Annotated in this window: 9 protein-coding genes and 3 tRNA genes; 10 read left to right on the top strand and 2 right to left on the bottom strand. The window is 56.3% G+C overall.

Translation table 11 applies throughout. The features are described 5' to 3' along the window. Nucleotides 1-30: 30 nt before the first annotated feature. Both H8F21_RS27435 and folD read right to left on the bottom strand, forming a co-directional pair. Nucleotides 31-1077 carry an ornithine cyclodeaminase gene (locus H8F21_RS27435; RefSeq protein WP_203481814.1) on the bottom strand — a complete coding sequence of 349 codons (1047 nt, stop codon included), beginning with the start codon at nt 1075-1077 and terminating at the stop codon, nt 31-33. Nucleotides 1078-1352: 275 nt separating this feature from the next. Beyond that, nucleotides 1353-2207 carry a bifunctional methylenetetrahydrofolate dehydrogenase/methenyltetrahydrofolate cyclohydrolase FolD gene (folD, locus tag H8F21_RS27430; RefSeq protein WP_203481815.1) on the bottom strand — a complete coding sequence of 285 codons (855 nt, stop codon included), beginning with the start codon at nt 2205-2207 and terminating at the stop codon, nt 1353-1355. A gap of 285 nt (nt 2208-2492) precedes the next feature. Between folD and H8F21_RS27425 the strand changes: the two genes are divergently transcribed. From H8F21_RS27425 to H8F21_RS27380, 10 genes are all read left to right on the top strand, one after another. Then, nucleotides 2493-2569 (top strand) — tRNA-Arg (locus H8F21_RS27425). A 41-nt stretch (nt 2570-2610) separates the two neighbouring features. Then, nucleotides 2611-2686, top strand: a tRNA-His gene (locus H8F21_RS27420). A 53-nt stretch (nt 2687-2739) separates the two neighbouring features. Continuing rightward, nucleotides 2740-2824, top strand: a tRNA-Leu gene (locus H8F21_RS27415). Between the two features lie 377 nt (nt 2825-3201). Beyond that, nucleotides 3202-3504, top strand: a complete 303-nt coding sequence (locus H8F21_RS27410; protein ID WP_203585714.1) for a DUF6388 family protein — start codon at nt 3202-3204, stop codon at nt 3502-3504. A 273-nt stretch (nt 3505-3777) separates the two neighbouring features. Then, a complete protein-coding gene (gene tig, locus H8F21_RS27405; protein ID WP_203585713.1) occupies nt 3778-5088 on the top strand; it encodes a trigger factor in 1311 nt (436 codons plus the stop codon). Between the two features lie 91 nt (nt 5089-5179). Beyond that, nucleotides 5180-5821 carry an ATP-dependent Clp endopeptidase proteolytic subunit ClpP gene (clpP, locus tag H8F21_RS27400; protein WP_136477357.1) on the top strand — a complete coding sequence of 214 codons (642 nt, stop codon included), beginning with the start codon at nt 5180-5182 and terminating at the stop codon, nt 5819-5821. A gap of 106 nt (nt 5822-5927) precedes the next feature. Then, complete coding sequence (clpX, locus tag H8F21_RS27395; protein ID WP_136477356.1) at nt 5928-7211, top strand: ATP-dependent Clp protease ATP-binding subunit ClpX; 1284 nt, start codon at nt 5928-5930, stop codon at nt 7209-7211. A gap of 150 nt (nt 7212-7361) precedes the next feature. Beyond that, a complete protein-coding gene (gene lon, locus H8F21_RS27390) occupies nt 7362-9758 on the top strand; it encodes an endopeptidase La (protein WP_203481888.1) in 2397 nt (798 codons plus the stop codon). Nucleotides 9759-9904: 146 nt separating this feature from the next. Beyond that, entirely contained in the window at nt 9905-10177 is a 273-nt protein-coding gene (locus H8F21_RS27385; RefSeq protein WP_038613039.1) for an HU family DNA-binding protein, read from the top strand. Between the two features lie 196 nt (nt 10178-10373). Then, a complete protein-coding gene (locus H8F21_RS27380; RefSeq protein ID WP_203481890.1) occupies nt 10374-12245 on the top strand; it encodes a SurA N-terminal domain-containing protein in 1872 nt (623 codons plus the stop codon). Nucleotides 12246-12291: the final 46 nt, after the last annotated feature.

The raw sequence follows: 12291 nt of genomic DNA, 5'->3' as shown, positions 1-12291 counted from the left end.
ATCGTATCGAGCAGCCGAACCTGAGCGGATTCAGGCGATTTTCTTCGTGGCATTTGCCAGTGGCTGGCGCAGCAGGGCGAACAGGTTCTTGGGGTCGTCAAGTTCTGGTACCAGGGCAATATCCCGGCCGATATTCAGCGCTTTGGCCGTATCCAGCACGTAACGCAGGGCCGAATAGTCCTCCAGGGCGAAGCCTACGGAGTCGAACAGGGTTACCTGTTCAGCATGTTCGCGGCCGGCTGCCTGGCCTTTGACTACTTGCCAGAATTCAGTGATCGGAGAGTCGGCAGGCATCTGCTGAATCTCGCCCTCTATGCGACTTTGTGGTTCGTACTCAACGATTACGCGTGCGCGTTCGACGATGTCGCGGTGCAGTTCGGTCTTGCCCGGGCAGTCCCCACCCACGGCATTGAGGTGCATGCCAGGTTCGATCATCTCTGGCGTCAGAATGGTTGCATAGGCTTTGTCAGCGGTTACCGTGGTGACGATATCGGCCCCGCGCACGGCTTCGGCCACCGAGCCTGCTATGGACACCCGTAGTTGCGGGAAGGCACTGAGATTGGCGACCAATTTGGCGCTGGCCTTGGGGTCCAGGTCATACAGGCAAATTTCTTCGATGCCCAGCAAGGTATGGAATGCAAGCGCCTGGAATTCACTTTGTGAGCCGTTGCCAATCAGGGCCATGCGTCGGCTTTGCGGGCGGGCCAGGTAGCGTGCGACCAAGGCAGAGGTAGCAGCGGTACGAATCGCTGTGGTCAAGGTCATTTCGCTGAGCAGCACCGGGGCGCCGGTATCGACATCGCCCAGGGCGCCAAAAGCCATGACCGTGAGCATGCCGCGCTGAGTGTTTTTGGGGTGGCCATTGACGTATTTGAAAGCGTACAGGCTGTTGTCGGATACCGGCATCAGTTCGATCACGCCGTCGGGCGAATGGTTGGCCAGGCGCGGGCATTTCTCGAAATCGTGCCAGCGCAGGTAGTCCTCACGGATGTACTCGGCCATTTCGCTGATGCAGGTACCCAGTCCCTTGCGGGCGACCAGGTGGCTGAGGTCAGTGATATCGATATAGCGGGTCATGATGAACTCCTTTGTTATTTGCACCGAGGCACGCAGCTGGGGCCGGTATGCCTATTGTCGATGCGCCAAGGGAGGTATCTCGGCTGAAACACGCTGGGTGGCCAGCCGGTTATGCTGAAATATGTTGTTTGGCAGCGGAATCGGCTGTCGATGGCAGTAACCCTGCAACGCGACTCATCAGACCAGGGAAATTGACTCATCACCCGCAGCCCGATTATTCAGGCACAAAAAAACGGCACCTTCACAGGTGCCGTTTTGTGTTGCTAGATATGGCCTTACTTATGCAGCTCTTGTGCTGCATACAAGGTGTTTTCCAGTAGACAGGCCCTGGTCATCGGCCCGACACCACCTGGAACCGGGGTGATCCAGCCGGCGCGGGGCAGGGCGGTCTCGTAGACTACGTCGCCGACCAGCTTGCCATCTTCCTGACGGTTTATACCGACGTCGATGACAATGGCGCCTTCCTTGATCCACTCACCTTTGACCAGGCCCGGCTTGCCGGCGGCAACGACTACCAGGTCGGCGCGGCCGACATGGCCTGCCAGGTCCTTGGTGAAGCGGTGGGTGACGGTAACGGTGCAGCCAGCCAGCAGCAGTTCCATTGCCATTGGCCGCCCAACTATGTTCGAGGCGCCGACAATCACTGCGTTCATGCCGTACAGATCCTGGCCGGTGCTTTCCAGCAAGGCCATGATGCCTTTAGGCGTGCACGGACGCAGCAGCGGGATACGTTGGGCCAGGCGGCCCACGTTATAAGGATGGAAACCATCGACATCCTTGTCCGGGCGAATGCGCTCGAGCAGCAGCGACGCATCCAAGTGCGCAGGCAGTGGCAACTGCAGGAGGATACCGTCGATGCTCTCATCATCATTAAGGCGATCGATCAGGTCGGTCAGGGTTTGCTGGGTGGTCTCGCTCGGCAGGTCGAATGCCTCGGAAATAAAGCCGACCTCTTCGCAGTCTTTACGCTTATGCGATACATAGACTTGAGAAGCGGGGTCGGTGCCGACCAGGATCACCGCCAGGCCTGGAGTACGCAGGCCTTGCTGGCGACGCTCCACAACACGTTGGGCGATCTGCTGGCGCAGGCTGGCGGCGATCGCCTTGCCGTCAATAAGGTGTGCAGTCATGACGCGTGATTAACCATCGAGAGGGAATAAAAAGAGCGCGCATTCTCGCATGAAGGGGGCCGAGGGCAAAGGCGCTTGGTCTGGGTATTCCCCTAAGCCCTTAAATAAAATGAATTTTTTTTAAAAAAGTGTTGACGACCTAACCACTCGTCTATAACATTTGTCGCACTTGTCGGGCAGAGCCTAGCACTGGTTAGCAAGGTCAGGCAGAATGAGCGGATTTGGTAGCTTGTTCGGTACGGCTAAAAGTTAATTTGTAATCGTAACAGAAAGCAGATTAAATATGCGCCCGTAGCTCAGCTGGATAGAGCATCCGCCTTCTAAGCGGATGGTCGCAGGTTCGAGTCCTGCCGGGTGCGCCAATAGGCAGCTTAGGCACAAGTAAAGCGGTAAATGCAATATGGTGGGCGTAGCTCAGTTGGTAGAGCACAGGATTGTGACTCCTGTTGTCGTGGGTTCGATCCCCATCGTCCACCCCATATTCCAAAAGGCGCCCGATGAAAATCCGGCGCCTTTGCTTTAAAAGCTTCATGCGGACGTGGTGAAATTGGTAGACACACTGGATTTAGGTTCCAGCGGCGCAAGCTGTAAGAGTTCGAGTCTCTTCGTCCGCACCATTTAAGTGTCTGTTTCTAGAGGTTTTTCCCAGAGAGTCCAGAGAATTGGAGCGTTTTGGGAATGCTTTTGAAATCAGCGAACGAAAAGGGCAGCCTTAATGGCTGCCCTTTGTCGTTTCTGGCGATCAGGTTTCAGGGCTATTGCGCATGTTCGAGCATGCCGATCCTGTCCGGACTGTGCTGTTGACTCAATTCGCCTCAGCGCTTCCAGGTTATTGCCGTTGATATCCCCTGACGGTTTGCCTGAGGGTGTGCCGGACAATTTCTACTACCTGGCGCGGTCGTGCATTCCAGCGCACTGGTGACAAGGGGTCAAAAGCTGATAGATTTCAGCCGGTTGAGGCCGTGATTGACGGCAAGGTAGCGAGGACAGCGTCATGATTTCAAAAGAGCGCCAGGACAACGCGTTGCAGCGTTTCGCCGAAGCCAATCCGCAGCTACTCGAAGAAATTGCCGGGTTAAGTGCCCGTGAGCAACATCAGCAGATTGAGTGGGCTTTCGAAGATGCTGCGCAGGAGCAGGGGCTGGAGCCTTGGGAATTAACCCTGCAACTGATTGCCGGGTCCGAGGCAGAGCTTAAGAGCATGCGCCTGGAAGTGCATCGGCAGGTAGCTGAAGCGCTGGGTATGGAGTGGGACGAGTATTGCAGTATCAACGAGATCGATGATTCGGCGCCCTGAGCGGACGGGCTCGATCCTGTAGTGTTTTGACAAATATTTCTGGCTGCTTGGGGTGAGGTGCGTTATCCCTCTCGGGAGAGGCGTCAGGCCTTGAGCGGCGGGTCTTGAGCGTCCCCGGGCAAGGATTTTGCCGGGGTCTGTAAATGAAATGGACCGGTGTACTTTCCCGTCTTCTCGAACGGGGTGACTTCTGGCCTTTGAGCCACTAGAATGTTTGCCCTTGATTCTGGAGTCGGGTATCGCCGGCTAACGTCTGTGCAACGAGGAATATCCATGCAAGTTTCTGTTGAAAATACTTCTGCTCTCGAGCGCCGCATGACCATCGCCGTTCCGGCAGAGCGCGTCGAGAGCGAAGTCAACAAGCGTCTGCAACAGACTGCCCGTCGCGCCAAGGTTGCAGGCTTCCGTCCTGGTAAAGTGCCGATGAGCGTGATCCGTCAGCGTTATGAAGACGCTGCCCGTCAGGAAGCCTTCGGCGACCTGGTCCAGGCTTCTTTCTACGAGGCGGTGGTCGAGCAGAAGCTGAACCCGGCTGGCGCCCCTGCCGTTGAGCCAAAGTCTTTCGAGAAAGGTGGCGACCTGGAGTTCGTCGCTATTTTCGAAGTATTCCCTGAGTTCACCGTTGCCGGTTTCGAGTCGATCGCTGTTGAGCGCTTGAGCGCCGAAGTGACTGACGCCGATCTGGACAACATGCTGGAAGTCCTGCGCAAGCAGAACGTTCGTTTCGAAGTCGCAGATCGTGCTGCTCAGAACGAAGATCAGCTGAACATCGATTTCGTCGGCAAGGTCGACGGTGAAGCCTTCGCCGGTGGTTCGGCCCAGGGCACCCAGCTGGTTCTGGGTTCCGGCCGCATGATCCCAGGCTTCGAAGAAGGTCTGGTTGGCGCCAAGGCTGGTGAAGAGCGCGTTCTGAACCTGACCTTCCCTGAGGATTATCAGAACCTGGACCTGGCTGGCAAAACCGCTGAGTTCACCGTAACTGTCAACAGTGTTTCCGAGCCTAAACTGCCAGAACTGACCGAAGAGTTCTTCGCCCAGTTCGGTATCAAGGAAACCGGCATTGATGGTTTCCGCGCCGAAGTTCGCAAGAACATGGAGCGTGAACTGCGCCAGGCCATCAAAACCAAGGTCAAGAATCAGGTGATGGACGGCTTGGTAGCTGCCAACCCGATCGAAGTGCCTAAAGCGCTGCTGGAAAACGAAGTCAACCGTCTGCGCGTTCAAGCTGTTCAGCAGTTCGGTGGCAACATCAAACCTGAGCAACTGCCTGCCGAGCTGTTCGAAGAGCAAGCCAAGCGTCGCGTAGTGCTGGGTCTGATCGTCGCCGAAGTGGTCAAGCAGAATGACCTGCAGCCAGACGAAGCCCGCGTTCGTGAAATGATCCAGGAAATGGCTTCGGCTTACCAGGAGCCTGAACAGGTTGTGGCTTGGTACTACAAGAACGACCAGCAACTGAACGAAGTTCGTTCGGTTGTGCTGGAAGAACAAGTTGTGGATACTGTTCTGCAGAAAGCGACTGTGACCGATAAATCGGTCTCGTACGAAGAAGCAATCAAGCCAGTGCAGGCTCCTGCCGCTGACTGATTTCCTTCTCGCGTAGGAAAACACCACAAGCCAGCTTCCGAGCTGGCTTGTGCGTATTCAAGACATGACTATTTGGGAGTGAGTGCAGGACATGTCCCGCAATTCTTATTATCAGCAGAGCTCTGACATCCAGGCCGCAGGCGGCCTGGTCCCGATGGTTATCGAGCAATCCGCTCGTGGTGAGCGTGCCTATGACATCTACTCGCGCCTTCTGAAGGAACGAGTGATCTTCCTGGTCGGCCCGGTAGAGGACTACATGGCCAACCTGATCGCGGCGCAATTGCTGTTCCTTGAAGCGGAAAACCCGGACAAGGATATCCATCTTTACATCAACTCACCGGGCGGTTCGGTAACTGCGGGCATGTCGATCTACGACACCATGCAGTTCATCAAGCCGGATGTTTCCACCGTTTGCATCGGTCAGGCTTGCTCCATGGGCGCCTTCCTGCTTGCTGCCGGTGCCCAGGGCAAGCGTCACTGCCTGCCGAATTCGCGTGTGATGATTCACCAGCCGCTGGGTGGTTTCCAGGGGCAGGCGACGGACATCGAAATCCACGCCAAGGAAATCCTCTCCATCAAGTCGCGGTTGAACGAGTTGCTGGCCTTCCACACTGGCCAGGACCTTGAAACCATCAAGCGTGATACCGAGCGCGACAACTTCATGAGCGCGCAACGTGCGGCCGAGTACGGCCTGATCGACTCGGTACACGACAAGCGGCAAATGGCTGTCTGATAAGGCAATAAAGCAGGTGGTTGGGTTTTCCCGCCACCTGTGGGCTTGAAAAAGCCCGCAATAGCCTTCATCTTGTGTTGCAAGCCTACCGGATTGGATCGATCGAATGACTGACACCCGTAACGGCGAGGACAACGGCAAATTGCTCTATTGCTCCTTCTGCGGCAAAAGCCAGCATGAAGTGCGCAAGTTGATTGCCGGCCCCTCGGTATTTATCTGCGACGAGTGCGTCGACCTGTGCAATGACATCATCCGCGAGGAGGTGCAGGAAGCCCAGGCCGAAAGCAGCGCGCATAAACTGCCTTCGCCGAAAGAAATCAGCACCATCCTGGATCAGTATGTCATTGGTCAGGAGCGTGCGAAAAAGGTACTGGCGGTAGCGGTGTACAACCACTACAAGCGCTTGAACCAACGCGACAAGAAGAACGACGATGTCGAGCTCGGCAAGAGTAACATCCTGCTGATCGGTCCGACGGGCTCGGGTAAAACCCTGCTCGCCGAAACCCTCGCGCGTCTGTTGAATGTACCGTTCACCATCGCCGATGCCACCACCCTGACCGAAGCCGGTTATGTGGGCGAAGACGTCGAGAACATCATTCAGAAACTGCTGCAGAAGTGCGACTACGACGTAGAAAAGGCCCAGATGGGTATTGTCTACATCGACGAAATCGACAAGATCTCGCGCAAGTCGGACAACCCATCGATCACCCGTGATGTTTCGGGTGAAGGTGTGCAGCAGGCGCTGCTCAAGCTGATCGAAGGCACGGTCGCCTCGGTACCGCCGCAAGGTGGCCGCAAGCATCCGCAACAAGAGTTCCTGCAGGTCGATACACGTAACATCCTGTTTATCTGTGGCGGTGCGTTCTCGGGCCTTGAAAAGGTCATTCAGGGGCGCTCCACCCGCGGCGGTATCGGTTTTGGTGCCGAAGTGCGCAGCAAGCAGGAAGGGAAGAAAGTCGGCGAGTCACTGCGTGAGGTCGAGCCTGACGATCTGGTCAAGTTCGGTCTGATTCCGGAGTTCGTTGGCCGCCTCCCGGTACTGGCGACGCTTGATGAGCTCGACGAAGCTGCTTTGATGCAGATTTTGACCGAGCCGAAAAACGCACTCACCAAGCAGTATGCCAAGTTGTTCGAGATGGAAGGCGTGGACCTGGAGTTCCGCAGCGATGCGCTCAAGTCCGTAGCCCGCAAGGCGCTGGAACGCAAAACCGGTGCCCGTGGACTGCGCTCGATTCTCGAGGGCATCCTGCTCGACACCATGTATGAAATTCCTTCGCAGAAGGATGTCAGCAAGGTGGTGATCGATGAGAGTGTCATCGATGGTTCTTCGCAGCCACTGCTGATCTACGAGAACAGCGAGCCGCAAGCCAAAGCTGCACCAGACGTCTGAGTCGCCAATCGGCTCGAATCTGCAAGGGGCCTTCGGGCCCCTTTGCTTTTCCTGTCGTAGAGCTTGTTTTTTTGCGGGGCTGCCCCCACATTAAACCCATGCTCAAATTCCCCCGGTTTCCGGCCACAAGGCCGCTGTAGAGGCGAAATCATGAAGACCACCCTCGACTTGCCTCTTTTGCCATTGCGCGACGTTGTCGTCTACCCGCATATGGTCATCCCACTGTTCGTGGGGCGCGAGAAGTCCATCGAAGCCCTTGAGGCCGCAATGACGGGCGAAAAGCAGATTCTCCTGCTGGCCCAAAAGAATCCCGCTGACGACGATCCAGGCGAGGATGCCCTGTACCGCGTTGGCACCATCGCTACTGTTCTGCAACTGCTGAAGCTGCCTGATGGCACCGTAAAGGTGTTGGTAGAGGGTGAGCAGCGCGGTGCAGTTGAGCGTTTCAACGAGGTCGACGGCCATATTCGTGCCGACGTTTCCTTGATCGACGAGTCGCAGACTGCCGAGCGCGAGTCTGAAGTCTTCGTTCGAAGCTTGTTGTCACAATTTGAACAGTACGTTCAGTTGGGCAAGAAAGTCCCGGCTGAAGTCCTCTCGTCGCTTAACAGCATCGATGAGCCCGGGCGCCTGGTCGACACCATGGCTGCACACATGGCGCTGAAGATCGAACAAAAGCAGGAAATCCTTGAGATTCTCGATCTGACCACCCGTGTCGAGCACGTTATGGCGTTGCTGGATGCTGAAATTGACCTGCTGCAGGTCGAAAAGCGCATCCGTGGGCGGGTCAAGAAGCAAATGGAGCGCAGTCAGCGCGAGTACTATCTGAATGAGCAGATGAAAGCCATTCAGAAAGAACTGGGAGACAGCGAAGAAGGCCACAACGAAGTCGAAGAGCTGAAAAAGCGCCTCGATGCTGCTGGGCTGCCCAAAGACGCTTACGCCAAGGCTCAGGCCGAACTGAACAAGCTCAAGCAGATGTCGCCGATGTCCGCTGAAGCCACCGTGGTGCGCTCCTACCTGGACTGGCTGGTGCAAGTGCCGTGGAAGGCCCAGAGCAAGGTGCGCCTGGACCTGGCCAAGGCTGAAGAGATCCTCGATGCCGACCACTACGGTCTGGAGGAGGTCAAGGAGCGCATCCTTGAGTACCTCGCTGTGCAGAAACGGGTCAAAAAGATCCGTGGTCCGGTGTTGTGCCTGGTGGGTCCTCCCGGTGTAGGTAAAACTTCCCTGGCGGAGTCGATCGCCAGCGCCACCAACCGCAAGTTTGTGCGCATGGCCCTGGGTGGTGTGCGTGACGAAGCCGAGATTCGTGGTCACCGGCGTACCTACATTGGCTCGATGCCTGGCCGCTTGATCCAGAAGATGACCAAGGTAGGGGTGCGCAACCCGTTGTTCCTGCTCGACGAAATCGACAAAATGGGCAGCGACATGCGTGGCGACCCGGCGTCGGCACTGCTTGAGGTGCTCGATCCCGAGCAGAACCACAACTTCAACGATCACTATCTGGAAGTCGATTACGATCTTTCCGATGTGATGTTCCTCTGCACCTCCAACTCGATGAACATCCCGCCAGCATTGCTGGACCGGATGGAAGTCATCCGTCTGCCGGGCTACACCGAAGACGAGAAGATCAACATCGCAGTCAAGTACCTCACGCCCAAGCAGATCAAGGCCAATGGCCTGAAGAAAGGCGAGCTGGACGTCGACGTCAGTGCAATTCGCGACATCATTCGCTACTACACCCGTGAAGCGGGTGTGCGGGGCCTTGAGCGTCAAATCGCCAAGATCTGCCGCAAGGTGGTCAAGGAGCATGCGGGGCTCAAGCAAGTGGCCGTCAAGGTCACTGGCGAGCAGTTGGAGCATTTCCTTGGGGTGCGCAAGTTCCGTTATGGTCTGGCTGAGCAGCAGGATCAAGTGGGGCAGGTTACTGGTCTGGCCTGGACTCAGGTCGGTGGTGAACTGTTGACTATTGAAGCTGCGGTGATTCCAGGCAAGGGCCAGTTGATCAAGACCGGCTCGCTGGGCGATGTGATGGTCGAATCGATCACGGCTGCGCAGACTGTGGTTCGCAGCCGGGCGAAAAGCCTGGGTATTCCAGCGGACTTCCACGAGAAGCGTGACACCCACATCCACATGCCTGAAGGTGCAACGCCCAAGGATGGTCCAAGTGCCGGTGTTGGCATGTGTACCGCCCTGGTGTCGGCGTTGACGCAGATTCCGGTACGTGCCGATGTGGCCATGACCGGGGAAATTACACTGCGTGGACAGGTGCTTGCTATTGGTGGCTTGAAGGAGAAACTCCTGGCCGCTCACCGTGGCGGAATCAAGACCGTGATCATTCCTGAAGAGAATGTGCGCGATTTGAAGGAAATTCCTGAGAATATTAAGCAGGATCTTCAGATTAAACCGGTCAAATGGATTGACGAAGTCCTCCAAATTGCGCTGCAATACGCCCCGGAGCCCTTACCAGATGTGGCTCCAGAGATTGTCGCCAAGGATGAAAAGCGCGACAGCGATTCCAAGGAACGAATTAGCACGCATTAGTACGTATTTGGCTGGGGGGCTTTCTTGACGGTATTTTCAGGCCCTTGTTATAAAGCGGCGCTTATGCGTCATTAGGCCACCCAGCGCTTGTTTTGCTTTTCATTACATACTTAGAAACAAACTCAATAGAGATAAGGGGACTTAGAGTGAACAAGTCGGAACTGATTGACGCTATCGCCGCTTCTGCTGACATCCCGAAAGCTGTTGCTGGCCGTGCGCTGGACGCAGTAATCGAATCCGTCACCGGCGCCCTGAAGGCAGGTGACTCCGTGGTACTGGTAGGTTTCGGTACCTTCTCCGTAACCGATCGTCCAGCTCGCACCGGCCGCAACCCGCAAACCGGCAAGACTCTGGAAATCCCTGCTGCCAAGAAGCCAGGCTTCAAGGCTGGCAAGGCACTGAAAGAAGCCGTCAACTAAGACCCTTCCTTCAGGCTCACGCCTAACCGAGCCGGGCTCAAGCCTGGCTTGGCTGCCGGATATCAGGAATCGTTGAAAAGTACCTGTTGTCTGGCCGGTTACGAGAAGGCGCATCTCCGGATGCGCCTTTCTTCTATCAGGAATCTACCCACGCTCCACGGTTGTTTCATTCAATACAACCGTTTCTGGGGGACGCATGCTGCAGAATATCAGGGACAATTCACAAGGTTGGATTGCCAAGACCATCATCGGTGTCATCGTAGCCTTGATGGCACTGACCGGCTTCGATGCCATCTTCCAGGCCACCACCCACAGCCAGGACGCTGCCAAGGTCAATGGTGAAACCATTAGCCAGAACGAACTGAGCCAGGCCGTCGACATGCAACGTCGGCAGTTGATGCAACAGTTGGGCAAGGATTTTGATCCATCGCTGCTCGATGACAAAATGCTGCGTGAAGCGGCGCTCAAAGGTCTGATCGACCGTAAATTGCTGCTTCAGGGCGCACACGACGCCAAGTTTGCTTTCTCCGAGGCTGCCCTGGATCAACTGATCTTGCAGACGCCTGAGTTCCAGGTAGACGGCAAGTTCAGCCCCGAGCGTTTCGATCAGGTGATTCGTCAGATGGGCTACGGCCGTCTGCAATTCCGCGAAATGCTGGCTCAGGAAATGCTCATCGGCCAACTGCGTGCTGGCCTGGCCGGCAGTGGTTTCGTCACCGATGACCAGGTCAATGCTTTCGCCCGTCTGGAAAAGCAGACACGTGATTTCGCTTCGCTGACTTTCAAGGCCGACCCGGCTGCGGTCAAGGTCACCGACGAGCAGATCAAGGCGCATTACGATGAACACGCCAAAGAGTTCATGAGCCCGGATCAAGTCGTAATTGACTACATCGAGCTGAAGAAGTCGGCGTTCTTCGATCAGGTCACTGTCAACGAAGACGAACTCAAAGCACTGTATGAAAAGGAAATCGCCAATCTGGCGGAGCAGCGCCACGCTGCGCATATCCTTATCGAAGTGAATGACAAGGTGAACGAAGCCCAGGCAAAAGCGAAGATCGAAGAGATCCAGCAACGCCTGTCCAAAGGTGAAGACTTTGCCACATTGGCCAAGGAGTTCTCCCAGGACCCAGGTTCGGCCAACAATGGCGGCGACCTGGGTTACGCAGGCCAGGGTGTCTACGATCCAGCGTTCGAAGAAGCACTGTATGCGCTGAATAAGGATCAGGTTTCGGCCCCGGTGCGTACCGACTACGGCTTCCACCTGATCAAGCTGCTGGGCGTGGAAGCGCCTGAGGTGCCGAGCTTTGCCAGTTTGAAGGACAAGCTGACGCGTGAGCTGAAAACCCAGCAGGTTGAACAGCGTTTCGTTGAAGTCACCAAGCAACTCGAAGACTCGGCCTTTGAAGCGTCCGATCTGGCTCAGCCAGCTCAAGAGCTCGGCCTGAAGGTGCACACCGCACCTGCGTTCGGCCGTGAGGGTGGTGACGGTATCACTGCCAATCGTGCAGTGATCCAGGCTGCCTTCAGCGCTGAAGTGCTGGAAGAGGGTGCCAATAGCACCGCTATCGAACTGGATCCGGAAACCATCGTGGTGCTGCGTGTCAAAGAGCACCTCAAGCCCGAGCAATTGAGCCTGGAAGTGGTCTCCGACAGTATCCGCAAGCACTTGGCCAAAGAGCAGGCGACTGCAGCTTTGAAAACCAAGGCAGACGCGCTGATTGCCGGTCTGCGTGACGGTAGCATCGCCATGGATGCAGCCCAGGACGGTCAGAGCTGGAAGGTCCAGGAAGCGGTTTCGCGTAGCCAGGACGGTATTGATCCGGCCGAGCTGCAGGCAGTGTTCCGTATGAGCAAGCCTGAGGCCAAGGACAAACCCGTCTATGGCAGCGTTGTGCTCAACGATGGCAGCCTGGTTGTATTGCGCCTCAATGGCGTCAACGAAGGCGCGACGGCCACCGATGAAGAGAAGTCAGCCTATCGCCGCTTCCTCGCTTCGCGTGCCGGTCAGCAGGACTTCGCGGCTTACCGTAAACAGTTGGAAGCCAAGGCGGACATTACTCGCTACTGAGTGATCGACGCATGAAACAGAAAAGGCCGCTAACGCGGCCTTTTCT

Source organism: Pseudomonas arcuscaelestis, assembly GCF_016881005.1.
In the GTDB taxonomy this organism is placed as follows: Bacteria; Pseudomonadota; Gammaproteobacteria; order Pseudomonadales; family Pseudomonadaceae; genus Aquipseudomonas; species Aquipseudomonas arcuscaelestis.
This window is presented reverse-complemented; position numbering and strand designations above follow the sequence as displayed.